Here is a 23,463-nt window from a genome sequence, read left to right as displayed (position 1 = left end):
GTGCGCTGCCCCGCGCGCGACTGTCTATATCCGTGCCGTGGCGCGTGCCTGCGCCTGCGGCACCGGCACGGCTTTCCCGGTCATGAAATCCGCCGCGCGTTCGGCCATCATCATGACCAGCGCGTTGGTCGGCCCGCGGATGATGCGCGGGATCGCGGAGCCGTCGACCACCCGCAAGCCGGCCACGCCGCGCACGCGCATCTGCGTATCCACCACGGCCGCCGGATCGTCGTCGCGGCCCATGCGGCACGTGCCGACCGGGTGATGAAGGGTGATCGCGATGCGACGAATGAACGCGTCGACATCTGCATCGCTCTGGACTTGCGGGCCCGGTGCGATCTCTGCGTCGATGAACGGGCGCAGTCCGGCCTGCGCGCCGATTTCCCGCATGCGCCGGAACATCTCCCGCGCAGCGATGCGATCATTCTCGGTGGCGAGGAAGTTTTGTTCGATCCGCGCATGCTCGGCCGGATCGGCCGACTTCAGCGACACGCGTCCGCGACTTTCGGGCGTGAGGAAAATGCCCTTGATCGCGAACGAATCGGCATACGCATGCTTGAACGGCTCGAAATACGGCGCGGCGTTCATCGCGCCGGCCGCGAGGATCAGCTGCACGTCCGGCAGCGGCAGGTGAGGCTGGCTCCTGACCAGGCCAAGCGCGGCGGCGGGGATCGTGCTCGAGAAGCCGTTGCCGCCGGCAAACGTGCGCACGACGTCGAACGCGATGCGATCGGCACGCATCATCCGGTGCAGCGGGCCGGGTTCCTTGCGGCTCCAGCGCAGGTCGAACACGATGTGATCGTGAAGGTTCGTGCCCACGCCGGGCAATTCGACCGTCGACGCGATGCCGTGCGTGCGCAGGCTGTCGGCCGCGCCGATGCCGGAGAGCATCAGCAGTTGCGGCGAATTGATCACGCCGCCGCAGAGGATGACTTCGCGGCGCGCATCGGCGCGGTAGTCGGATTCGCCCCGGCGATACTCGATCGCGATGGCGCGCGGCGCGCCCCGGTCGGTATCGAGCACGATGCGCTTCGCGAGGGCGCCCGTCACCAGCGTGACGTTGCCGCGCGCGAGCGCCGGGCGCAGGTAGGCGACCGCGGCGCTGCAGCGCAGGCCGTTGCGGATCGTGGCCTGCATCGGCCCGAAGCCTTCGACGGATGCGCCGTTGTAGTCGTCGTTCTCGGGATAGCCGCAGGCACGTGTCGCGTCGAGGAAGCCACCCACCAACGGGTCGCGATAGTCGAGCCGGATCACGGTGAGCGGGCCGCGGCCGCCGCGCAGCGCCGATTCGCCGCGCTCCCACGATTCGGAGCGCTTGAAGTACGGCAGCACCGCGTCGTAGGACCAGTCGGTCAGGCCGAATTCGTCGGCCCAGCCTTCGTAGTCTTCCCGCGCGCCGCGTGCGTAGGCCATGCCGTTGATCGACGACGAGCCGCCCACTACCTTGCCGCGCGCGCATTCGATCCGGCGGCCGTCCATGCCGGCTTCCGGCTCGGTGAAATAGCCCCAGTCGAACAGCCGGTTCTTCAGGATCTGGCCCCACGTCAGCGGCACCTTGATGTACGGCGAGCGATCCTGCTCGCCGGCCTCGATCACGAGGATGCGGACGTTCGGGTCCTCGCCGAGCCGGTAGGCGAGTGCGCAACCGGCCGAGCCGGCGCCGACGATCACGTAGTCGTACGTATCGGTTTTCATCGACGCACCTCGCGGTGCCGGGCGGCAGGGCAGGCCGGCGCGACCCGCGAACGCGGGGCGCGGCGACCGGCCGGAACAGACGTCGAACGAACCATGATGTCTCCAGGTGGGCCTGAACGCAGGCCTCTCGGTTGTGGGTTCATTCGATTGTGCGTAACCTGAAACATATCTTCCAATACGTATTACGGTGCCATCCGATACCCGGATGGCTATGGGCGAGGGGACTGTGCGCGGATTCGATTCGTATCTCACTTTTCAGAAGCTCGAGGTGTTCTGCACGGTGGTCGAGCTCGGCAGCGTCACGCGCGCGGCCGACCGCCTGTGCATCGCGCAGCCGGTCGTGACTGCGCACGTGCGCAGCATGGAGAAGCGGCTCGGCTACGCGCTCGTGAAGCGCGCCGGCCGCAACATCGCACTCACGGAAGCCGGCGAGCGCATCTATCGCTGGGCGACCGAGGTGATCACGCGCACTCGCGAGGTCGAGCGCGAACTCGCCGGTCTCGAACAGGGCGAAATGGGCACCGCGGTGGTGGCGACGTCGATGTCGATCGGCTCGTACGCGTTGCCGCCGCTGTTCGCCGAGTTCCACCGGCGGCAGCCCGACGGGCTCGTGACCGTGCAGATCCTGACGCCGCAGGCGGCCGTCGATGCGACCCGTGTCGGCGGTTGCGATTTCGCGGTCATCCTGATCGCGGCCAATCAGGATCTCGAAGGGTTGGCGACCATTCCCGTGTGGGAGGACGAACTGCTGCTCGTGTGCGGCGCGTCGAGCCCGTGGGCCGCGCAGCCGGCCGGCGATCTCGACCTGCGCCGCGTGCCGTTCGTGAGCACGCCGCGCAACCAGCCGCGCCGCGAGCTCGAAGAGGCGCTGCTGCGCGAGCGCGGCCTCGAACAGCGCAAGGTCGTGATGGAACTCGGGCATCCGGAGGCGATGAAACACGTGGTGCGCGAGAACCTCGGCGTGAGCTTCATGTTCGCGTCGGCGGTGCGTGCGGAGGTCGAGCGCGGCGAGCTGGTCGTGCTCGATCGCCCGGAGCTGTCGATGAAGGTGCCGATCTATCTCGTGCATCGCGACGACAAGCGCTTCTCGGCGTTCCAGGCCGAACTCGTGCAGTTCATCGTCGATTCCGCGTCGCCGGGCGCGGCAGCGGGCGTCCCGAATTCATAGTCATCGGGCTATCTGTTTGGCGATCAATAGCTAATAGACCTATGGTCGGCGCGGTCCTAAGCTGGCCGGGTGCTTGACGGTCCGCCTCGCGACGCGAAGCGGGCGTGCGCACTGCCAGTCAACCCGAAAACAGGCCGACCCATGTGTACTCTTCATCTTCAATCCGGCGGCGCAGCCGCGTATGCGGACGATGCCGGGCGTCCCGCCGATGCGCCGGATCCCGCGCTCGTCGAGGATCTCGTCTGCGCGAACCGCATCCTGTTCGACCAGGGCATCGTCGATGCCTTCGGTCACGTCAGCGTCCGTCACGACAAGGATCCGCAGCGCTTCCTGCTGGCGCGCAACATGGCGCCGGGCACCGTCGGCATCGACGACATCGTCGAATTCACGCTGGACGGCGTGCCGGTCAATGCCGGCGGGCGCGCCGTCTATCTGGAGCGTTTCATCCACGGCGAGATCTATAAAGCGCGTCCGGACGTGCAGGCGATCGTCCACAGCCATTCGCCGACCGTGCTGCCGTTCAGCGTGACGCAACGCACGCCGCTGCGGCCGGTGTGCCACATGAGCGGATTTCTCGGCGCGGGTACGCCGGTGTTCGAGATTCGCGATACCGCCGGCGATGCGACGGACCTGCTCGTGCGCGACAACGCGCTCGGCGCGGCGCTGGCGCAGCGGCTCGGCAGTGCGGCGTTCGTACTGATGCGCGGTCACGGTTCGACCGTGGTCGCGCCGACGCTCAAGCAGGCCGTGTATCGCGCGGTCTATGCGGAAGTGAATGCGCGCATGCAGCTCGAGGCGCTGCAACTGGGCGACGTGGTTTATCTGAGCGAGCAGGAAGCCGCGACCGCGTGCGCGAACATCGAAACACAGGTCGAGCGCCCGTGGGCACTGTGGAAGCGGCGCGTGCAGCACGAGCAACACACGGGCGCGCGTTGACCGGCAATCGAATCATCGAGGAGACGAGTATGGACGAGCAGTTGATAACCGGCCGCTTGCTGATCGACGGCGAACTGGTGGAAAGCGAGACCGGCGAGTGGGCGGCGTCGATCAACCCGGCTACCGAGGAAGTGATCGGCCGCGCGCCAGCCGGCTCGCGCAAGGACGTCGCGCGGGCCGTGGATGCGGCCCAGCGCGCGTGGCCCGCGTGGGCCGAACGCACCGGCGAGGAGCGCGGCGAACTGTTGCGCGGGTTTGGCGAGCGCTTGCTCGAACGCGCGGAGGCGTTGTCACGCATCGAGGTGCTCGATTCAGGCAACACCTACGTGCCGACGCTTGCGAGCATGCACGAGACGGTGCGCAGCCTGCGCTATTACGCGGGGCTCGTGCACGGGCTGCACGGCGAGACGATCCCGGCCACCGGCCGCCATCTGCACATGACCGTGTACGAGCCGTACGGCGTCGTCGGCCGGATCGCCGCGTTCAATCATCCGGCGATGTTCTCCGCGGCGCGTACCGCATCCGCGCTCGTGACCGGCAACACGGTGGTGGTGAAGCCGCCCGAAACGTCGCCGTTGTCCGTGCTCGTGCTCGGTGAGGTCGCGCGTGAGACATTGCCGGCCGGCGTGTTCAACATCGTCAACGGAACGGGCGCGGAAGTCGGCGATGCGCTGGTGCGCCATCCGGACGTGAAGCGTCTTGCGCTGATCGGGTCCGTGCCGACCGGGCAGGCGATCCAGCGCAGCGCGGCGGAGGTGGGCGTCAAGCACGTGACGCTCGAGCTGGGCGGCAAGAATCCGATGATCGTGTTTCCGGACGCGGATCCGGACGCGGCCGCCGAGAGCGCGGTGCGCGGGATGAATTTCTCATGGCAGGGCCAGTCGTGCGGATCCAATTCGCGGCTGCTGGTGCACGACGACATTTACGACGACGTGCTCGCGCGTGTCGTCGAGCGCGTGGCCGCGATCCGCGTCGGCGATCCGATGTTGCCCGACACGGGCATGGGCCCGATCAATTCGCGCAAGAGCTACGAACACGTGATGAGCTTTCTCGACCCGGCGCAGACGCATGGCGCGCGGCTGATGACGGGCGGCCGCCGCCCGCCCGGGCACGCTTTCGAAAAAGGCTTCTGGGTCGAGCCGACCGTCTATGCCGATGTCACGCCCGAGATGCGGCTGTGGCGCGAGGAAGTCTTCGGCCCGATTCTGTCGGTCGCACGATGGCGTGATGTCGACGAAGTGGTCGCGATGGCCAACGACACGGAATACGGGCTCTCGGCAGCGATCTGGACCAACGACATCCGGCAGGCGCTCAATACCGCGCGTCGCATCCGTGCGGGCAGCGTGTTCGTCAACGGCAGCAACACGCACTTCCTCGGCGTGCCATGGGGCGGCTTCAAGAACAGCGGCGTCGACCGGGAAGAGGGGATCGAGGAAATGTATAGCTATGTCGAGAAGAAGGTCATCAACGTGATGCTGTAACAGGCGCGACTCGCCGCCAGTCGTTCCCGTCATCGACGGGTTCGGCCGGCGACGGCGCGCGCGATCCATCAGTCGACGCCGGGTAACCCGGCCCACGGCGGCGCATCGAGCGGGGAACACATATCCCGCACGCGCCAATTAGATAGTTTTACTAATAAAAATGACAGTCCGACGTGCGGTTCGCTCGTATGCGAACGGTGCGTCGGACACTGACGGTTTGGAGACAGCATCCGTGAGAATGAAGACAATGGCCGTCGCGCTGGCGATGGTGTCGTGCCACGTGCACGCGCAGAGTTCGGTCACGCTGTTCGGTCTGGTCGACAACGGCATTTCGTACGTGAGCAATTCGGGCGGCAAGGCGCTGGTTCAGGCGATGTCCGGCATCCAGGCGCCCAACCTGATCGGGATCCGCACGGTCGAGGATCTCGGCGGCGGGTTCCAGGCGCTCGTCTTCATGGCGTCGCAGCCCGATATCAACAGCGGCACGGTGCGCGGCGGCGCACTGTCCGGACGCGAGTCCTATGTCGGCATCGTCACGCCGTACGGCACCGTGACGCTTGGCAGGCAGTTCGACTACATGTTCGACAACCTGTCGCTGCATCGCTGGGGGCACGAGATTTCGTATGTCAGCCTGTACCAGCTGCCGGGCGGCCCGTTCTCGAAACTGGGCGCGGCGCTCGGCACCTTCGACTACACGCGTACGGCGGGCGGGGGCGCAACACCGAACGCGATCAAGTTCACGTCCGCGTATTACGGCGGGTTCCGGTTCGGCGCGTTGTATGGCTTCAGCAACATCGCCGGGCAGACCGGCAGCAACAGCCTGTCGAGCTTCGGCGTGTCCTACGACAACGGGCCGTTGCGGCTGGATGCGGCGTACACGTATTCGAAAGAAGAGGGAATCGACAACGGGCACCTCGGCATCCGCAATGCCGGCGCGGGCGGACGCTATACATTCGGCGACTTCGCGCTCGACGCGCTGTACGTGAATACGCGCAACACGCTGACGGGCGCGCACGTCGACACCTACGAGATCGGCGGGCTGTACCGGTTCGCGCCGGATTTCTTCGCGTATGCGAACTACCTGTACGCGAAGGGCAACCGGCAACTGACCGGCAATCATTCGAACCAGGCCGGCATCACGCTTGATTACCTGTTGTCGAAGAAGACCGACGTCTACATGAGTGCCGTGTATCAACAGGCGAGCGGCGGCGAGGACGTGATCGCATCGGTGTGCGGTACGTTCACCGCATCGTCGGGCGCGCGGCAGGGCGTGTTGCGGGTCGGCGTTCGAACGGTGTTCTAGGCGATCCGCGCCCGGCATTCACTTTGCCGTCACCTCCCGATAGAACGCATCGATCGCCTCGACCATCTGCGACAGCCCCGGCTGTTCGAGCGGATAGTGGCCCGCATTGTCCAGCATGACGACCTTCACCGGCACTTTCCGCACGCGCTGCAGGAACGGTTCGCTCAGGTGCAACGGCGTCCAGCGGTCCGCGGCCGGTTGCGTGAGCAGGATCGGGCACACGGCGAAATCCTCCGGCTCGACCGCCGGCCGGTACGACATGTAGGAATCGAGAAACGCGATCGTCATCGCGTTGCCGGCGGAGGTGCGATCAGACAGCCATACTTTCAGCGCATCCCGATCGTTGACGAGCGCGGACATCTTGCTGGCGAGCGTCACCGGCACGCGCATCGATTTCAGCGGGGTCATCGCGGTGAGATGCATCATCGGGCCGCCGACGCGGCTCACGAACACGTTGCGCGCGGTTTCATCGCGCACCTGCTGAAGGCGCTGGTCGAGGAAGGTCATCCCGACGATGCCCTTGACCTTGCCGTTCAGCGCAGCCACGTGATACGTGAGCATGCCGCCGGCGCTGAGTCCGTAGAGCACGATCGGCCGGCCGTCCTTCGCGCGCTCCGCGTCGACCTCGTGTCGTTCCTGAACGAGTACCTGGCCACGCGCCCGTTCGACCGGCCGCCGAAGCTGAAGGACATCGCGACGCTGCTCAACACCAGCGAGCGCACGTTGAAGTGCCGGCTGCAGGAGGAGGGCGCGTGCTTCCGGGACATTTCGAGCGCGGTGCGCAAGACCCGCGCGCAGGCGCTGATCGCAGAAGGGCGGCTGTCGATCAAGGAAATCGCGCAGGAACTGGGATTCAGCGACATGTCGTCGTTCTCGCAGGCGTACAAGCGCTGGACGGGTGTCGCGCCGAGCGTGTCGCGACAGGCGGCGGGTTTGTAGCGCACCCTGTAACTTTTGGAGATGTTGGAGGGTTGTCGGCGCCGAGTCGGCCGACGATCATGGGGGAAGCCGTAAGCCGGGCCGTTCCCGGCTCGCCAACGCAGGCTCTACACGCAAGGATCGGACATGAAATTGCTGCTCGTCGGCGCGACCGGACTCGTCGGGCGTCACGTCCTCGAAGTCGCGCTCGCCGATGCGCGGGTCGATCAGGTGATCGTCGTCGCGCGCCGCCCGTTGTCGCCGCACCCGAAAATGCGTGCGCTCGAGGTCGATTTCGATCATCTGCCCGACACGGCCGACTGGTGGCACGCCGATGCCGTGATCTGCGCGCTCGGCACCACGATGCGCGCTGCGGGCTCCCAGGCGGCATTCCAGCGCGTCGACCACGACTATCCGCTCGCGGTCGCGCGGCTCGCACACCGCCACGGCACACCGGCTTACGTGCTGAATTCCGCACTCGGCGCGGATCCGGCGTCGCGCATCTTCTACAACCGCGTGAAGGGCGAGGTCGAGCAGGCGCTCGCCGGCGTCGGGTTCGCGTCGCTCACTTACGTACGGCCCGGCCTGATCGGCGGCAGCCGCGACGAATTCAGGCTCGGCGAGCGGCTGCTGGTGTCGGCGTTGAACGTGGCCCGGCCTGTTTTGCCGACGAAGTGGCGCGTGAATCCCGCGTCGCGGATCGCCCGCGCGATGCTCGACGCGGCACTCGACGCGCGGCCGGGCGTGCAGATCATTGCGTCGGACCAACTCGTCTGACGCAAAACGGGCGGCGTGCGCCGGTCACTGATCGGCGAAACCGTCGAGCGCGCCGAACTGTTCGGCAAGCGCCGCCGTGAACGCCGCCAGCGCTTCGCTGCCATCGCAGTTCCTTGGCGTCGCGAGCTGGAATTCGACCGTATGGCTCAGCTTGCTCGCGAGCAGCCGGCGCATCTTGCCCGCGTCGACCCACGGCGCCGCGACGTGGTCGGGCAGGAAGCCGACATGCGCGCCGGACAGGATGAAGATCACGTCGGCGTCGACGTTTTCGGAGAACGCGGTCGGTTGCGCGTTGCGCAGAGCCGCACCCGACGTATTCGTCTTGTAGAGCCGCGCGACGTTGCTCGCGTTCGCAATGTCGTTGACCGACACGGTCTTCTTCGCGAACAGCGGATGCCGCGCGCCGCAGTACAGCGACTGGTGCTCGACGAACAGCGGTGCGTAGTGCAGGCCGGCCTGGTGGCCGGAAAAGTAGCCGATCGCGAGCTGCAGTTCGCCCTTCAGCAACCTGCGCTCCAGTTCGTCGGGCGGCACCGCGATCATCTCGATCAGTACATCCGGCGCCCGTTCGCGGAAGCGACCGACGCTCGCCGCGATCGATTCGACGACGTCCGGTGCGAGCCGCTCGGACAGCCCGATGCGCAGTTCGCCGAGCAACGTCCCCGACACGTGCTGCGTATCGCGCGTGAACACGTCCATCGCGTGCAGGAGCCGCCGCGTCGACTGCAGCACGCGCTCGCCCTTCGGCGTCAGCCGGAAGCCGCTCTTGCCGCGATCGCACAGCCGGAACCCGAGGCGCGTCTCGAGCTTGGCCATCTGCGTGCTGATCGTCGAAGGCGCCATGCCGAGCGTGCCTTGCGCGGCGCTGAAGCCGCCGCTTTCGACGATCGTCAGAAAGAGCCGCAGCAACTGCAAATCCATGTCTCTCAATTGGGTCAGCATGGCGATACATCGCGTTTCGTGAAGTCGACTTATGTTAGTTCATATTTTTCGTCGGATGCCGTGACGGCAGAATCGGGCACGAGGTCGCGAGCCGCGCGGCCGTTTCCCACCAGACAGGAATCCGACGATGAGCCAGAACGATTTCGCCTTCACGCGCGACAGCCTCTACGGCACGCAGGCCGAACCGACCTTCGCGGGCGCGACGAGCTTCATGCGTCGGCGTTTCAGCCGCGATCTCGGCGGCGTCGACCTCGCGATCACCGGCGTGCCGTTCGACTCCGCCGCGTCGCATCGGCCCGGCACGCGCTTCGGCCCGCGCGGGTTGCGGATTGCGTCGACAGGCATCGCGTGGGAGCGCCCGTGGCCGTGGTCGTTCGATCCGTTCGACGTGCTGGCCGCGGTCGACTACGGCGATTGCGCATTCGATCTCGGGCAGCCCGAATCGGTGCCGGGTGCGATCGAGCGGCATGCGGATGCGATCCTCGCGCGCGGCTGCGCGATGCTGACGCTCGGCGGCGATCACTTCATCACGTATCCGCTGCTGAAGGCGCATGCGAAGGTGCACGGGCCGCTGTCGCTCGTGCACTTCGACGCGCATACCGACACGTGGCCCGACCGCGACGTGAAGCGCATCGATCACGGCACGATGTTCTATCACGCGGCGCGGGAAGGGTGGGTCGTGCCTGAACGATCGGCGCAGATCGGCATCCGGACGACCAACGACGAGCCGATGGGCTTCGACATCCAGGATGCGCGCCAGGTGCATGCGTCGACGCCCGCCGCGACCGCCGCGCGCATTCGCGAGCGGGTCGGCGACCATCCCGTGTACCTGACGTTCGACATCGACTGTCTCGATCCGGCGTTCGCGCCGGGCACGGGTACGCCGGTCTCGGGCGGGTTGTCGAGCCATCAGGCGTTCGAGATCCTGCGGCATCTGGACGGCATCAACCTGGTCGGCATGGATGTGGTCGAAGTGTCGCCGCCGTACGATCATGCGGAAATCACGTCGCTGGCCGGCGCGACGATCGCGCTGGAACTGATCTGCCTGTACGCATCGCGCCGGCGGCGAGCGACGGGAAAATAGATTCGTAAAACTGTTTCGTCATACCAAACAATAGCGCGGCCGCGACCGCTGCGCTGATCTACGATGGAGACATTGCATCCATCGTCCGCCGAGCCGTGTGCACTCACTACCGCGCCCCCGACGAAGACCCGGGCATCAGCGAACTGAAGATCGGCATCGGCGATCTGTATCGCCGCGACCCGTGGGCGCCCGACGTGTATCCCGACTACGCGGCGCCGATCGCGCGCGCCGATGGCGACGGCCTCGAAGTCGTCGCGGCCGTGTTCGGCTTCTGGCCGAAATTCATGCAGCCCGAGCGGCTCGACGAGAACGGCCGTAAAAAGAAGAAGCTCGACACGGTGAACGCGCGCGCGGAAACGGTCGGCTCGTCGCGGCTCTACGGCAACGCGTGGCGCAATGGCCAGCGCTGCCTGATTCCGGTGCGCTGGATCTTCGAACCCTGCTACGAAACCGGTCGCAACGTGTGGCAGCGGATCGGCGTCGACGGCTGGCAACCGTACTGTGTCGCCGGCATCTGGCGGCGCTACGAAGGTGACGACGGCCGCGAGCGCGTGGGCATGGCGATGCTCACGGTCAACGCGGATACGCACCCGCTGTTCGCGCGGATGCATCGGCCCGGCGAAGAGAAGCGGGGCGTCGTGATGCTGCGCCGCGACGACTACGACGAATGGCTGCACGTGCGCGACATCGAGGCCGCCCGGCGCATGCTGAACCTCCTGCCCGCCGCCGACATGACGGCCGAGCCCGATCAGGCATCGCCCGCACGCGCCTGAGCTTTCATTATTCCGACATCCGTCTTTCGACTGGACACGCCGAACGTAGCCCGTTTATTCGGACATTTTCGAAAATCTGCGGATTCCGGGTAATCACCGATACCTCGCAAGTTGTATATACAAGATCATCCGCTGGCAATGTCGGCACACGTCGTGCCGCTTGCGCGCCAGTGCGCAGACCGTGCGTGCGTGGCGCATGCCGGCGATCCACGGCGCCCCGCACCCGCCGAGCCGAAAGGGCGGCTCGTAGCTTCCCGTCTCGTTCCAACCATTTGTGATCCTGAGTATTTTGGAGATTTCCCCGTGTCAACGAATCCCAGTGGAAAAGCCGGCGGCCTGATCGAAGTCCGTTCGATCGACTTCATTCCCGATGCCGAGCGCCACGGCGGCTTGCTGAGCCAGTTCACGCTGTGGCTGTCGGCGAACATGCAGATCACGGCCATCGTCACGGGCGCGCTCGCGGTCGTGCTCGGCGGCGACGTGTTCTGGTCGCTGGTCGCGCTGCTGCTCGGCCAGTTCATCGGCGGCGCGGTGATGGCGCTGCATGGCGCGCAGGGGCCGCAGCTCGGGCTGCCGCAGATGATCTCGAGCCGCGTGCAGTTCGGCGTCTATGGCGCGATGATCCCGATCGTGCTCGTGTGCCTGATGTACATCGGCTTTTCCGCGAGCGGCTCGGTACTGGCCGGGCAGGCCGTCGCGCAGCTGCTGCACATCGACGACGCGGCCGGCATCCTGCTGTTCGCGGCCGTGATCGTCGTGCTGACCGTGTTCGGCTATCGCGCGATCCACGCCGTCGGCCGGATCGCCAGCGTGGTCGGCATCGCCGCGTTCGTCTACATGTTCACGCAGCTGTTCGCGAACCACGACATCGGCGCGCTGCTCGCGAACAAGCATTTCTCGCTCGCGAGCTTCCTGCTGTCGATGTCGCTGTCCGCGTCGTGGCAGATCGCGTTCGGCCCGTACGTCGCCGACTATTCGCGCTACCTGCCGCGCTCGACGTCGTCGGTCGCGACGTTCGTCGCGGTCGGCCTCGGCTCGGTGATCGGCGCACAGGCGGCGATGGTGTTCGGCGTGTTTGCGGCCGCGCTGGCCGGCGGCCAGTTCGCGCACCATGAGGTCGCGTATATCGTCGGTCTCGGCTCGACGGGCGCCGTGGCCGCGCTGCTGTACTTCAGCATCGCGTTCGGCAAGGTGACGGTGACGGCGCTCAACGCGTACGGCAGCTTCATGTCGATGGCGACGATCGTCAGCGGCTTTCGCGGCAAGCACGCCGTGTCGTCGCGCAGCCGCCTCGTGTACATCTTCGGGATGATCTGCGTATCCACGCTCATCGCGCTCGCGGGCCGCCACTCGTTCCTGAAGGAATTCACTGCGTTCATCCTGTTCCTGCTCGCGTTCTTCACGCCGTGGAGCGCGATCAACCTGGTCGATTACTACTGCTTCACGCGCTCGCGCTACGACGTGCCGGCGCTGTCCGATCCGGACGGCCGCTATGGCCGCTGGAACGTGATGGCGATCACGATCTACGTGGTCGGCATCCTCGTGCAGTTGCCGTTCATGTCGACGCACATCTACACGGGGCCGCTCGTCGACGCGCTCGGCGGCACCGACATCTCGTGGATCCTCGGCCTGCTCGTGCCGGCCGTGCTGTACTACATCGGCGCACGCGCATCGCGCCGCAGCATTCCCGAACGCCTGATCCTGCCGCTCGAGCGCGGCGAAGTTCACCACTGACGACACGTCACGCGCATCGGGCCGGCCGGCTGCCGGCCTGACTGTCGCGCGAGCCGGGCGCCGCCCGCGCCCGGTTCTCCCCCAGGTTTTCTTTCCCGCGATGCCGGTGCGGCGCGACTGCCGCGCCCGGTGTCGTTTCATTCTCTGACCATTGAATAGTATGACTAAACAAACGACAGCGCGCGGAAGCGATTCCCGGGCGCGGATGGTGCACGCCGGTTTCCGCATGACGATCGCGATGGCGTGCGTCGCCGGACCGGGCGTCGCGTTCGCGCAGGACGGTGTCACGCTGTACGGCGTGATCGACGAATTCGCGCAGTACGTGAATACGGGCAACGGCTACACGGCGGCGATCAATTCGGGCGGCCAGTGGGGCAGCCGGTTCGGGCTGAAGGGCGGCGAGGATCTCGGCGGCGGGCAGAAGATCGAGTTCGCGCTGGAGAACGGCTTCAATCCGAACGACGGTTCGCTCGCGAGTGCGGGCAGACTCTTCAACCGGCAGGCATGGGTCGGCATCGCGGGGCAGTGGGGCAAGGTGCGCGCGGGCCGCCAGAATTCGCCGCTGTTCAATGACCAGGGCGGCCAGGATGCGTTCGGCGGCGTCACGCAGGCGTCCGGCATGGACAACCTGACCGTGTTCGCGTTCCGCACCAGCAACACGCTGTCGTACCAGAGCCCGGAGATCGCGGGCTTCCAGGGCGGGCTGTACTTCGGATTCGGCGATGCGGGCGGCGTGCGCTCGGCAGGTTCCAGCCAACAGTTCGACCTGACCTACGAACACGGGCCGTTCGGCGCGTTCGTCGCGGGCCAGTGGCTGAAGAACGCGACCGCGACCACCACCGATCGCACGATCATGGCCGGCGCGTCGTACGAGATCGGCAAGGCCACCGTGTACGGCGGCTTCTCCGCGGTGAAGTGGGCCGATCTCGGCATCGATTCGCGCGTGTACGGGCTGTCGGTCAAATACCAGTTCAATCCGGCGAACTACGTGGCGCTCGGCTACGCGTATCTGCACGACCAGTCGTCGCAGGGCAACCATGCGGACCAGGTCGGGCTGATGTACGAGTACGACCTGTCGAAGCGCACGAGCTTCTACGGTGCGCTGTCGTACCTGCGCAACCGCAAGCAGGCCAGCTATACGCTCGCCGGTGCAGCGAACCCCGGCCTGCCGCTCGCGTATCCGGGGGCGAATGCACGGGGTGTGCAGCTGGGGATCGTGCATCGGTTCTGACGCGGCCGACGCGCCGGGCCGTGTGTGCCCGGCGTTTTTCCCCGCGCATTCGCGCCGTTACTTCCCTAACCGCTCCGCCAGCGAATAGCGCTGCATGCAGCGCTCCATCGCGTCGAGAAACGCGTGCTCGGCCGCGTTCATCTTGCGATCGCGATGCCACAGCAGGAACACGTCGACATCGACGAGCCCGTCGTCGGGCGGCAGCCGCCACAGTCGCTGCTGGGCGATGTCGTCGCGCACGATGTGTTCGGGCAGGCAGCCGATTCCGTAGCCGGCGAAGATCAGCCGCCGCACTTCCTCGAGGCTCGGCGACGACGCGACGATGCGCCCGGTGAAGCCCTTCTGGTCGCGAAACACGGTGAGCGGCGACAGGCTGTCGCCGATCTGGTCGCTCGTGAACGACACGAAATTCTCGGCGAGCAGATCGTCCATCCGCAGTTGCGTCTGCCCGAACAGCCGGTGATGGCGGCCGCAGTAGATCGCATAGCGCTGGCGCAGGAAGCAGCGCATCTCCAGCTTGTCGTGCGGCGTGCGGCACAGGCCGAGCCCGGCCGTGGCCGTTTTCTGCAGCAGCGAAGACAGGATGTCCGACGAGCGCATCACTTCGATCTGCAGATCGATGCGCGGATACGCGCGATGGAAGTCCGCGAGGAATTCGTCGTAGACGGGCGACTCGATGCGGCTCACCGTCAGCAGCCGGATCGATCCGGTCAGGTCGGCGGTGCTGTCGTCGATTTCGGTTTCGAGGCGCGAGATGCCGCCGTAGATGTCGCTCGCGATCCGGTAGACGGCTTCGCCGGCAGGCGTCGGCGCGAAATGCGTGCCGCGCCGCTCGATCAGCTTGCGCTCGAGCGTGTCCTCGAGCCGCCGCAGCGCCTGGCTCACCGCGGGCTGCGTGACGTGCAGGCGCGCGGCCGCGCGGCTCACGCTGCGCTCCTGGATGATCACCAGATAGGTGCGCAACAGGTTCCAGTCGAGGCGGTCGTTCAGGAACGGGGCGAGGTCGGGGCGCATCGGGTCTCCGGGCGAGCCGTCAAGGTGTGTATTAGCCAAATTTATACAGCGAATAATAACTTAAAATTTGACTAATGATTTGCGGTCGCCGATAAAGGAGGGGTGCCGCAGCGTGCGGCGCAAGGCCGCGACAGACGGCCGTCACACGATTTTGCGCATCGCCCGCAGCGGTGCGCATCAGGAGCCCGCATGACCCAGTCCCTTTCTTCCGCCCGCCAGCCGGCGCGCGCCGCGACGGCCGCATTCATCGGCACGATGATCGAGTGGTACGACTTCTACATCTACGCGACCGCCGCCGCGCTCGTGTTCGGCGAACTCTATTTCCCGTCGCATGACCGCTTCGTCAGCACGATGGCGTCGTTCGCGACGTTCGCGGTCGGCTTCTTCGCACGGCCGCTCGGCGGCGTGATCTTCGGTCATCTTGGCGACCGCATCGGCCGCAAGAAGGCGTTGATGACGACGCTGATGATGATGGGCGTCGCGACCGTCTGCGTCGGGCTGCTGCCCGACTATTCGAAGGTCGGCGTGCTCGCGCCGGTGCTGCTCGTCGCGCTGCGCGTGGTGCAGGGGATCGCGGTCGGCGGCGAATGGGGCGGTGCGGTGCTGATGGCGGGCGAGCATGCGCCGCAGGGGCGCCGCACGTTCTTCGCGTCGTTCGCGCAGCTCGGCAGCCCGGCCGGGCTGATCCTGTCGCTGATCGCGTTCCGCGCGGTCACGTCGATGGACAAGGCCGACTTCCTCGCGTGGGGCTGGCGTCTGCCGTTTCTCGCGAGTTCGGTGCTGCTCGTGGTCGGCATCCTGATCCGGCTTGGCGTGAACGAGTCGCCGGAATTCGCGCGCGTGAAGGAAGCCCACCGCACGGTGAAGCTGCCGGTCGCGGAAGTGTTCCGCTCCGCATCGGGGCTCGTCGCGCTCTGCATCGGCGCGAACACGATCGGCATCGCAGGCGTCTATTTCACGAACACGTTCATGATCGCGTACACGACGCAGTACGTCGGCGTGTCGCGCTCGCTGATCCTCGACAGCCTGTTCGCGGTCGCGATCATCCAGTTCGTCGCGCAGCCGATCGCCGCGTGGATCGCCGAGCGCATCGGCGGCGCGCGCTTCCTGAAGCTCGCGGCGCTGCTCGCGATGCTGTCGCCGTATCCGATGTTCATGCTCGTGCAGGGCGGCACGTCCGCGTCGCTGATCGCGGGCATCGCGCTCGCGGTGGTCTGCATGGCCGGCTTTTATTCGGTGATCGCGGGCTTCGTGAGCGACGTGTTCCCTGCGCACGTGCGCTATTCGGCGATCTCGCTCGCCTACCAGATCTGCGGTGCGATCGCGGGCGGGCTGACGCCGCTCGTCGGCACGTGGCTCGCCCATCGCTTCGCGGGCCAGTGGTGGCCGCTCGCGGTGTTCTACACGTGTCTCGCCGGCATCTCGCTGCTGTGCATCGTCGCGCTCGACGCCCGCCGCGCGGCACGGCCGGCCGCCGCCGAAGCGCTCGGCTCGCAGTGACCCTCATCAAAAGAATTCATCCGGAGTACATATGAAAGACCTGCTGGAAATCGATGGCGCGCGTTTGTGGCAAAGCCTGGTGGACATGGCGCGTGTCGGCGCGACGCCGCGCGGCGGCGTGCGGCGCCTCGCGCTCACCGACGACGATCGTCGCGGGCGCGACCTGTTCGCGCAGTGGTGCCGCGACGCGGGAATGACGGTGAGCGTCGACGCCGTCGGCAACCTGTTCGCGCGGCGCGACGGCACCGATGCGCAGGCGGCTCCCGTGCTGATCGGCAGCCATCTCGACACGCAGCCCGAAGGCGGCCGCTTCGATGGCGTCTATGGCGTGCTCGCCGCGCTCGAACTCGTGCGCACGCTGAACGACGCGGGCATCGCGACCGACAAGCCGCTGGAGATCGTGTCCTGGACCAACGAGGAGGGCGCGCGCTTCGCGCCGGCGATGCTCGGCTCGGCCGTGTTCACGGGCGCGTTGCCGCTCGACGAAGCGCTCGCGAAGCAGGACGCCGACGGCGTCACGCTCGGCGCGGCGCTCGACGCATGCGGCTATCGCGGCGCGCGTGCGATGGGCGGCGCGGTCGATGCGTACTTCGAGGCCCATATCGAGCAGGGCCCCGTGCTCGAGGCGAACGGTACGACGATCGGCATCGTCACGGGTGGGCAGGCGATCCGCTGGCTCGACGTGACGGTGACGGGCGTGGCCGCGCATGCGGGCACGACGCCGATGCCGTATCGCAAGGACGCGTATTTCGCGAGCGCGCAGATGGCGCTCGAACTCGAACGGATCGTCGCTGGTCATGCACCGCGCGGGCTCGCGACGATCGGCCAGGTCGGCATCCGCAACGCATCGCGCAACACCATTGCCGGCGACGTGACGTTCACGGTCGACCTCCGCCATCACGACGATGCGCAAGTCGATGCAATGGAGCGCGATTTGCGCGACGCGTGCACGCGTGTCGCCGCCGCGCGCGGCGTGCAGGTCGCGATTGAAACCTGCTGGCGCAGCCCGGCGACGCCGTTCGATCGCGACTGCGTCGAGCAGGTCGCGCAGGCGGCGGCAGCGTTCGGCTATACGAACGAACGGATCGTCAGCGGCGCCGGGCACGACGCGATCCTGCTCGCGCGTTGCGTGCCGACCGCGATGGTGTTCATCCCGTGCGTCGACGGCCTGTCGCACAACGAAGCCGAGGATGCGCTGCCGGATGACGTGACGCGCGGCACGAACGTGCTGCTGCATGCGGTGCTCGCGCGCGCCGGCGTCGCGGCGGGCGTGGCCGTGGCGGCCGCCGCACAGCACGCATGACGCGGCGAGCCGGCAAGCCGATCAATCGAAACACCGACGAGGGCGAACGATGAAAACCTATTTCCATCCCGAGCAGTTGCTGCACCATCCGCGCAGCTACCTGTCGCGCGGCCAGATGCGCGAGCCACAGGAAGTCCCCGAGCGCGCGGCGCGGCTCGTCGCGGCCGTGCGGTCGCTCGACTTCGACGTGCGCGAGCCGGCCGACCGCGGCACCGCGCCGATCGCGGCCGTACACGACATGAACTACCTGCGCTTCCTGGAAGAAGCGCATCGCGACTGGAAGCAGATGCCCGACGACTGGGGCGACGAAGTGATGTCGAACGTGTTCGTGCGCGACCCGAACCCGCTGCGCGGCGTGCTCGCGAAAGCCGCGCGCTACCTCGCCGACGGCAGCTGCCCGGTCGGCGCGAACACGTGGCGCGCCGCGTACTGGTCCGCGCAGGGCGCGCTGGCGGCCGCGGCCGACGTCAACGACGGCGCGCGCGAGGCGTACGCGCTGTGCCGGCCGCCCGGCCATCACGCACGTCGCGACGCGGCCGGCGGCTTCTGCTACCTGAACAACGCGGCAATCGCCGCGCAGTCGCTGCTCGGCCGTCACCGCCGGGTCGCGATCCTCGATACCGACATGCATCACGGGCAGGGCGTGCAGGAGATCTTCTACGGCCGCGACGACGTGCTGTACGTGTCGATCCACGGCGACCCGACCAACTTCTACCCGGTCGTCGCGGGCTATGAGGAAGAGACGGGCACCGGGGCCGGCGACGGTTTCAACCTCAACCTGCCGATGCCGCACGGCGCGCCGGAGTCGGCGTTCTTCGAGCGGCTCGACGACGCGCTGCGCGCGCTCGCGCGGTTCCAGCCCGATGCACTGGTGCTCGCGCTCGGCTTCGATATCTACAAGGACGATCCGCAATCGCAGGTGGCAGTCACGACCGACGGTTTCGGGCGGCTCGGCGGCGCGATCGGCGCGCTCGGGTTGCCGACGGTGATCGTGCAGGAAGGCGGCTATCACCTCGCCAGCCTCGACGCGAACGCGCGGGCGTTTTTCGGCGGGTTCGCCGCCGCGCGCTGACCGGCGCGGCGGGGTACGGCCACGTGCGTGCGGGTTCAGGTTTTCCGCCCGCACGCCGATAATTCGTGCATATGCTGAATGGATGCACGAAGGAGAGCCGTACGATGACAGCCGACCCAATCAGACGCGGTGCGATCGCGATCGCGCTCGCGCTGGCCGCGCCCGGCGTAGGGTCCCTCGCGAACGCGACGGAGCCCTCGATTCCGCTGCGCGTCAGTCTCACCATTCCGGAAACGTGCACGATCGGCACCGGCGCGCCGCAGCGCGTCGCCGATACCGGCATCCCGAGTGTCAGTTGCGCGCACGGCACGCCGTTCATGCTCAGCCACGCGCCGCTGCCCGATGCGCGGTCGGCGTCGCGCGGCGTGGGCGTGGGTGCGGGCGCGCCGTCCGCATGGACCGTCATGTTTTGAGCGGGCGGCGCGGCGCGTGCGCCCGCGCCCGTTCATGCCCCTGAACGCTAGAAACTGATCGTCGCGGTAATCGTGTCGCTGTAGTTGCCGGGCGCAGGCGTCGTTTGCGCCGGCACCGCGCCGTACACGGTCACGACCTGCGACGTGCCCGTGCCGACACCCGTGACCGTCGAACTGCCGCCCGTGCCGTCGCCCCACGCGATCGAGCGCGCGGCGTCCGTGTAAAGCCCGTAGTCGATCGCGCCGCCACCGCCGCTGCGCTGCATCTGGCGCGCCGTCACGCTGCCGCTGCCGCCGCCGTTCAGCGCGATTTGCCATGCGTCGCCGTTGGTGCACTGCGCGGTGATCGAACCGCTCGCCGTGAGCGAGCCCGACAGCAGGCTCGCGGTGCCGAAGCTCACATTGGTCGCGCTGATGTTGCAGTTGTTGACGACATTTGCCGTCGCGCTGAACGGGAAGGTCCCGTTCGATGTCGTCAGCGACGCGCAGGTCGGCGCGCCGAGCAGGTAGAACCCGGTGTTGATCGACGTCGTGTTGCCGCCGAAGGTCTGCGAGTAGGTCGTGGTGCTGTTGCCGGTCGTCGGGACGGTCGGCTGGTTCCCGGTGATCTGTCCGTACACCGTGACCGTCGCGGACGCGCTCGTGCCGAGCGCGGGCTTGACCAGCGTGACGGACGCCGGTGTCGTGCCGGAATACACCGAGCCCCATGCGACCGAATGCCCGCCGTCGAGATAGAGGTCGTATTGCATCGCGTTGCTGCCGTTGACGAGGCTGCGCGGGCTCGTGCCGCCGAGGTTCAGGCACACGAGCACGTTCGGCGTCAGCGAGACGGCCGACCACGTGCAGGTGATGCTGACCGTGCCGGTCGCGGCGACCGGCGCGTTCGAAATCGGGCTGACCGAGCCAAAGCTCACGGTCGATGCGGTCGCCGTGCAGCTTTCGGCCTGTGCGTGACGGGGCGCACCGCACCACGCGATAAAGGCGACGAGAACCAGCAGCGCGATCCTCACGGCGCGGCCCGGCACGTGAGGGGCCCGATGGTCGGCAGCGTGCCGTTGCCGGGCGCGGTGAACGCGAATGCCGCGACACAGTGCTGCGTGCCGTAGTCGATCGCGAGGTGGTTGTCGTCCTTCAGTCCGTCGATGAACGTGAGCCCGTCGTAGCCGACGATCGTATCCGCGCCGCTTTCGGCGTGATGCACGCGCGCGCCGGCCGGCAGCGGGCGGCCGGTATCGTCGTGCAGGATCACCGATGCCGCGCGATAGCGTGACACGCCGAAATGCGTGAATACGCCCGATTGCGCCTGCGGCACGACCGTCATCGACGTGCGGGCGATCCGCGCATCGGCGGGCAGCTTCATCGCATCGATCGCGATCCGGTTGTTCTGGTACGCATTCAGGTCGGGCACAAGCAGGTGCCCGGCACGATCGGTCGTGCCGATCACGCGGTTTTCGTGCAGCACCGGGATGCCCGCGACGCCGTCGGTCGACACGAGCGCGAAGCCGTCGGTGATGCGGCGCGACAACAGGAGGCTGCCGTCCATGAACACGAGTGCGCCGCTGACGTCGAGCGACGCGCCGGTCCGGCGGTCGATGTTCTGCGTGGCCGCGATGACTTCGCCCGCATGACCGAGATAGCGGACTTGCGCCTGCCGGTACGGCACCGCGCCCGTGCCGCCGGCCTGTACGCCCCAGCCCCAGCCGCCGTCGTAGTCGGGCGGGCGGCTCGCGTCGACGGTGTAGTTCGACTGGCCGCGCTGCCGGCCGACGGTCGTGTTGATCGACGTGTTGCGACCGAGCCCGACGTTCAGCGACACGAACGCGCCGCTCGCGCCCTGCTGCGCGAAATCGCGGTACGCGCTCACGGTCAGCGACGCGAGATCGCCGAGGCCCAGCGTGTACGACACGGTGCCGATCCTCGCGCTCGGGCCTTGCGGCATCCGGAAGCCGATGTAGCTGAGCGACAGTGTCTGGCGGCGGATGAAGGGCAGCGCGAGCGTCGCCTGATCGGTGGCCGCCGGCACGGTCGCGCCGTCGCGCGAGGCGAGATCGCCGTAGCGGCCGAACGCGCGGATCGTCTGCGCGTTGATCGAGAAGCGCGGTTCGATCAACTGGTAGCCGGCGCTTACCTGCGTGCCCGGAAAGCGGCCGGCGCTGCCCGCGACCGCACCGCTCACGACGCCCGCGTAGCCGAGGCGCAGCAGCGCGCCGACGCCCGCGTTGACCACGCCGCCGGTTGCTTCCGCATGCCCTTCGACCGTCAGCGCTTGGCTGATCCCGCGTCGCAGCGAGCCGCTGACGGCCGGCCGCGCGTCGTAGTCGAACGACTGCAGCCCGTAGTTACGGCGCAGGAAGCCGGCCTCGAACGAATAGCTCGACAGCCCGGCGGACAGCATCCGCGTATCGACATAGAGCGGCACGGACGTCGCGACGGTGCGCCCGAGCGCGTCGCGCGTGATGACGGTCGCCTGGCCGGCGCCCGTGATGCCCGGCACGTCGTGAATGATGAACGGGCCGCTCGGCACGTTGCCGGTGTACTGGCGCACGTTGTTGATGTACAGGTCGACGGCCGACGGCACGGCCGCGGAGCCCGCGAGCGACGGGATCGGGAACGTCACGAGATCGGGGCGCAGCGCGAAATTGCTGCGCCACTGGAAGCCGCCGAGGCGCACCGAGCGCGTCCACGCGAGCGATCCCGAGATCGCGTCGCCGATCTGCGTCGTGCTCGGCCGTGCCGGGTCCGAGTGGCTCCATGACGTATCGAAGCGCGTGTAGCGCCGCTGGCCGTTGTAGAAGGTCGCGACGCCCGTGGTGTCGAACACGCCGCCCGGATCGAAGTAGCGCACGTCGGTGTAGAGCGAGTACTGCCGGTCGCCGAGCGTCTGCGCGTACGCCTCGTAGTTGATCGCGAGGCCGCGCGACGCGCTGGCCGCCTGCGTCGGCGGCAATGCGCGGCTGTCGATCGCGTAGGGGCGGCGCAGCGTATCGGGCATCTGCAGTTCGACGCGCTGGCGTGCCGCGTCGTAGCGGTAGCGCAGGCCGGGAATCGTGTCGAGGTCGACCGTCGCGGCGTCGGCGATGCCGAGCCGGTCGGTCGCGACGCCGATCGTGTGCAGGTCGGCGCCGCTCGCCGACAGGTGGCCGTCGCGTTCGCGGAAGTGCGCGAGCAGCGTCGTGTTCTCGCCGTTGACGCTGACTTCGAGGATCACGTCGTGCGTGCTGTCGGTCATCACGAGCGCCGAGGGTTCGTCCGCATGCGCCCAGCCGAGCGCGAAGAGGCCGCCCGCCACGAGGGCCGCGACCGCGGTGCGCGGGGAGCGTCGCGGCGCACCGCGTCCGCTGGCCGGGACCGAGCCGGTGTGCGGCGAAGGGGGACGGGCCGGGCGGCGCACCGGCGGACTAGCCCGGCGGCTCCACCGCGACGACCGCGCTGGCCGGCTGCGAATTGACGGCTGCCCGCACCGTGACCTTGCCGCCGAGCGTGACGCCGGCCGGCAGCGGCACGCTCCACTGGCCCGTGCGGCCCGCGAGTGCATAGCCGAGCAGGCCGCGCGTGAGCGGGACCGTATGCCCGTCGGCGGTCACGAGTTCGACGGACGCCAGTTGCGCGCGCCGCGTGCCGCTGTTGCGCACCCGCAGCACCCAGCCGCCGTTGTTGCGCAGCAGCGCCCAGTCGAGTCGCGGCGCGCCGTCGGCGGCAGGCTCGACGAACACCGGAATCGAATAGCGCAGCCGGATCGACACGCCGTTGGCCGGCGTTTCGCCGGGCGGCGGCAATTCGTCGATCAGCAGCCGATAGGCCTGCTCGGTGCCGGATGGCACGCGCGATGCGCGCACCACGCGGATCAGTTGCTCGGCCTGTGTGCCGACCTCGATCAGCGGTGGGCTGGCCAGCAGATCCTGCGTGGGCGTCAAGGCGTCCTGGCCATCGGTCTGGTTCCAGACGAACACGCGCACCTGTCCGTACACCGGGCGTTCGCCCGGATTGCGCAGCGTGATGCCGCTGGCCGTGTCGTCGGCGCCGAACTCGATCGTGACGGGGGAAATCTGCAGCGACGCGGCGTGCGCGGCGCCGGCCGCGCACAGCAGCGCGACGAGCGTTCGACGGAATGCGATCATG

At 67.7% G+C, this 23,463-nt stretch carries 21 protein-coding genes; 14 read left to right on the top strand and 7 right to left on the bottom strand.

Going from position 1 to position 23,463, the window contains the following annotated elements; translation table 11 throughout:
- Positions 1-24 precede the first annotated feature (24 nt).
- A complete protein-coding gene (locus tag CFB34_RS17995) occupies positions 25-1,695 on the bottom strand; it encodes a GMC family oxidoreductase N-terminal domain-containing protein (protein ID WP_089439654.1) in 1,671 nt (556 codons plus the stop codon).
- A gap of 211 nt (positions 1,696-1,906) precedes the next feature.
- Here CFB34_RS17995 and CFB34_RS17990 point away from each other — a divergent pair, with 211 nt between their 5' ends.
- The 4 genes from CFB34_RS17990 to CFB34_RS17975 all read left to right on the top strand — a co-directional run bounded on the left by CFB34_RS17990 (position 1,907) and on the right by CFB34_RS17975 (position 6,583).
- The gene (locus tag CFB34_RS17990; RefSeq protein WP_241025879.1) at positions 1,907-2,863 is read left to right on the top strand and encodes a LysR family transcriptional regulator; all 957 of its coding nucleotides are present in this window, start codon (positions 1,907-1,909) and stop codon (positions 2,861-2,863) included.
- A gap of 141 nt (positions 2,864-3,004) precedes the next feature.
- Entirely contained in the window at positions 3,005-3,799 is a 795-nt protein-coding gene (locus CFB34_RS17985; protein ID WP_089439655.1) for a class II aldolase/adducin family protein, read from the top strand.
- Between the two features lie 29 nt (positions 3,800-3,828).
- On the top strand, positions 3,829-5,280 hold the full coding sequence (locus tag CFB34_RS17980; RefSeq protein WP_089439656.1) for an aldehyde dehydrogenase family protein: 1,452 nt from the start codon (positions 3,829-3,831) through the stop codon (positions 5,278-5,280).
- Positions 5,281-5,518: 238 nt separating this feature from the next.
- Positions 5,519-6,583, top strand: coding sequence for a porin (locus CFB34_RS17975; RefSeq protein WP_226273644.1), 1,065 nt, complete (start codon positions 5,519-5,521; stop codon positions 6,581-6,583).
- 18 nt (positions 6,584-6,601) lie between these two features.
- On the opposite strand, the gene CFB34_RS17970 is transcribed toward CFB34_RS17975, so the two are convergent.
- Complete coding sequence (locus tag CFB34_RS17970) at positions 6,602-7,171, bottom strand: alpha/beta hydrolase (RefSeq protein WP_242808679.1); 570 nt, start codon at positions 7,169-7,171, stop codon at positions 6,602-6,604.
- A 39-nt stretch (positions 7,172-7,210) separates the two neighbouring features.
- Here CFB34_RS17970 and CFB34_RS17965 point away from each other — a divergent pair, with 39 nt between their 5' ends.
- Both CFB34_RS17965 and CFB34_RS17960 read left to right on the top strand, forming a co-directional pair.
- Entirely contained in the window at positions 7,211-7,522 is a 312-nt protein-coding gene (locus CFB34_RS17965) for a helix-turn-helix transcriptional regulator (RefSeq protein WP_242808678.1), read from the top strand.
- A 126-nt stretch (positions 7,523-7,648) separates the two neighbouring features.
- Positions 7,649-8,278 carry an NAD(P)H-binding protein gene (locus tag CFB34_RS17960; RefSeq protein WP_089439658.1) on the top strand — a complete coding sequence of 210 codons (630 nt, stop codon included), beginning with the start codon at positions 7,649-7,651 and terminating at the stop codon, positions 8,276-8,278.
- A 24-nt stretch (positions 8,279-8,302) separates the two neighbouring features.
- On the opposite strand, the gene CFB34_RS17955 is transcribed toward CFB34_RS17960, so the two are convergent.
- Positions 8,303-9,220 (bottom strand): LysR family transcriptional regulator, encoded by a 918-nt coding sequence (locus tag CFB34_RS17955; RefSeq protein WP_089439659.1) that lies wholly within the window; start codon positions 9,218-9,220, stop codon positions 8,303-8,305.
- A 127-nt stretch (positions 9,221-9,347) separates the two neighbouring features.
- On the opposite strand from CFB34_RS17955, the gene speB reads away from it, so the two are divergent.
- The 4 genes from speB (at position 9,348) to CFB34_RS17935 (ending at position 14,042) form a co-directional block, all read left to right on the top strand.
- Positions 9,348-10,304, top strand: a complete 957-nt coding sequence (speB, locus tag CFB34_RS17950; RefSeq protein WP_089439660.1) for an agmatinase — start codon at positions 9,348-9,350, stop codon at positions 10,302-10,304.
- 95 nt (positions 10,305-10,399) lie between these two features.
- Complete coding sequence (locus CFB34_RS17945) at positions 10,400-11,077, top strand: SOS response-associated peptidase family protein (RefSeq protein ID WP_089439661.1); 678 nt, start codon at positions 10,400-10,402, stop codon at positions 11,075-11,077.
- Between the two features lie 303 nt (positions 11,078-11,380).
- Positions 11,381-12,811, top strand: a complete 1,431-nt coding sequence (locus CFB34_RS17940) for a cytosine permease (RefSeq protein ID WP_089439662.1) — start codon at positions 11,381-11,383, stop codon at positions 12,809-12,811.
- Between the two features lie 160 nt (positions 12,812-12,971).
- Complete coding sequence (locus CFB34_RS17935) at positions 12,972-14,042, top strand: porin (RefSeq protein WP_089439663.1); 1,071 nt, start codon at positions 12,972-12,974, stop codon at positions 14,040-14,042.
- Positions 14,043-14,099: 57 nt separating this feature from the next.
- On the opposite strand, the gene CFB34_RS17930 is transcribed toward CFB34_RS17935, so the two are convergent.
- Complete coding sequence (locus tag CFB34_RS17930) at positions 14,100-15,056, bottom strand: LysR family transcriptional regulator (protein ID WP_047850454.1); 957 nt, start codon at positions 15,054-15,056, stop codon at positions 14,100-14,102.
- Positions 15,057-15,245: 189 nt separating this feature from the next.
- Between CFB34_RS17930 and CFB34_RS17925 the strand changes: the two genes are divergently transcribed.
- From CFB34_RS17925 to CFB34_RS17910, 4 genes are all read left to right on the top strand, one after another.
- Positions 15,246-16,556, top strand: a complete 1,311-nt coding sequence (locus tag CFB34_RS17925) for an MFS transporter (RefSeq protein ID WP_089439664.1) — start codon at positions 15,246-15,248, stop codon at positions 16,554-16,556.
- Positions 16,557-16,587: 31 nt separating this feature from the next.
- Complete coding sequence (locus tag CFB34_RS17920) at positions 16,588-17,859, top strand: Zn-dependent hydrolase (protein ID WP_089439665.1); 1,272 nt, start codon at positions 16,588-16,590, stop codon at positions 17,857-17,859.
- Positions 17,860-17,908: 49 nt separating this feature from the next.
- Complete coding sequence (locus tag CFB34_RS17915) at positions 17,909-18,931, top strand: histone deacetylase family protein (protein WP_089440376.1); 1,023 nt, start codon at positions 17,909-17,911, stop codon at positions 18,929-18,931.
- A 104-nt stretch (positions 18,932-19,035) separates the two neighbouring features.
- Positions 19,036-19,344 (top strand): hypothetical protein, encoded by a 309-nt coding sequence (locus CFB34_RS17910; RefSeq protein WP_089439666.1) that lies wholly within the window; start codon positions 19,036-19,038, stop codon positions 19,342-19,344.
- A 47-nt stretch (positions 19,345-19,391) separates the two neighbouring features.
- On the opposite strand, the gene CFB34_RS17905 is transcribed toward CFB34_RS17910, so the two are convergent.
- Genes CFB34_RS17905 through CFB34_RS17895 form a run of 3 tightly spaced genes read right to left on the bottom strand, consistent with a single transcriptional unit; the run spans position 19,392 to position 23,462 of the window.
- On the bottom strand, positions 19,392-20,354 hold the full coding sequence (locus tag CFB34_RS17905) for a spore coat U domain-containing protein (RefSeq protein ID WP_089440377.1): 963 nt from the start codon (positions 20,352-20,354) through the stop codon (positions 19,392-19,394).
- The gene (locus CFB34_RS17900) at positions 20,351-22,735 is read right to left on the bottom strand and encodes a fimbria/pilus outer membrane usher protein (RefSeq protein WP_089439667.1); all 2,385 of its coding nucleotides are present in this window, start codon (positions 22,733-22,735) and stop codon (positions 20,351-20,353) included. Before CFB34_RS17900 ends, CFB34_RS17905 begins: the two co-directional genes overlap by 4 nt.
- Before the next feature lie 7 nt (positions 22,736-22,742).
- Entirely contained in the window at positions 22,743-23,462 is a 720-nt protein-coding gene (locus CFB34_RS17895) for a molecular chaperone (RefSeq protein WP_089439668.1), read from the bottom strand.
- Position 23,463: the final 1 nt, after the last annotated feature.

The sequence above is a fragment of the Burkholderia sp. HI4860 genome, assembly GCF_002223045.2.
Taxonomy (GTDB): domain Bacteria; phylum Pseudomonadota; class Gammaproteobacteria; order Burkholderiales; family Burkholderiaceae; genus Burkholderia.
Note: the sequence above shows the minus strand (reverse complement) of the source record. Positions and strands in the feature narration are given on the sequence as shown.

What these genes read in the sequence shown, in the direction of transcription:
- CFB34_RS17925 (WP_089439664.1), top strand. Translation starts at nt 15,246, where the DNA reads ATGACCCAGTCCCTTTCTTCCGCCCGCCAGCCGGCGCGCGCCGCGACG.
- CFB34_RS17980 (WP_089439656.1), top strand. Translation starts at nt 3,829, where the DNA reads ATGGACGAGCAGTTGATAACCGGCCGCTTGCTGATCGACGGCGAACTG.
- speB (WP_089439660.1), top strand. Translation starts at nt 9,348, where the DNA reads ATGAGCCAGAACGATTTCGCCTTCACGCGCGACAGCCTCTACGGCACG.
- CFB34_RS17895 (WP_089439668.1), bottom strand. Translation starts at nt 23,462, where the DNA reads ATGATCGCATTCCGTCGAACGCTCGTCGCGCTGCTGTGCGCGGCCGGC.
- CFB34_RS17995 (WP_089439654.1), bottom strand. Translation starts at nt 1,695, where the DNA reads ATGAAAACCGATACGTACGACTACGTGATCGTCGGCGCCGGCTCGGCC.
- CFB34_RS17985 (WP_089439655.1), top strand. Translation starts at nt 3,005, where the DNA reads ATGTGTACTCTTCATCTTCAATCCGGCGGCGCAGCCGCGTATGCGGAC.
- CFB34_RS17960 (WP_089439658.1), top strand. Translation starts at nt 7,649, where the DNA reads ATGAAATTGCTGCTCGTCGGCGCGACCGGACTCGTCGGGCGTCACGTC.
- CFB34_RS17910 (WP_089439666.1), top strand. Translation starts at nt 19,036, where the DNA reads ATGACAGCCGACCCAATCAGACGCGGTGCGATCGCGATCGCGCTCGCG.
- CFB34_RS17935 (WP_089439663.1), top strand. Translation starts at nt 12,972, where the DNA reads ATGACTAAACAAACGACAGCGCGCGGAAGCGATTCCCGGGCGCGGATG.
- CFB34_RS17955 (WP_089439659.1), bottom strand. Translation starts at nt 9,220, where the DNA reads ATGCTGACCCAATTGAGAGACATGGATTTGCAGTTGCTGCGGCTCTTT.
- CFB34_RS17975 (WP_226273644.1), top strand. Translation starts at nt 5,519, where the DNA reads ATGAAGACAATGGCCGTCGCGCTGGCGATGGTGTCGTGCCACGTGCAC.
- CFB34_RS17990 (WP_241025879.1), top strand. Translation starts at nt 1,907, where the DNA reads ATGGGCGAGGGGACTGTGCGCGGATTCGATTCGTATCTCACTTTTCAG.
- CFB34_RS17920 (WP_089439665.1), top strand. Translation starts at nt 16,588, where the DNA reads ATGAAAGACCTGCTGGAAATCGATGGCGCGCGTTTGTGGCAAAGCCTG.
- CFB34_RS17915 (WP_089440376.1), top strand. Translation starts at nt 17,909, where the DNA reads ATGAAAACCTATTTCCATCCCGAGCAGTTGCTGCACCATCCGCGCAGC.
- CFB34_RS17930 (WP_047850454.1), bottom strand. Translation starts at nt 15,056, where the DNA reads ATGCGCCCCGACCTCGCCCCGTTCCTGAACGACCGCCTCGACTGGAAC.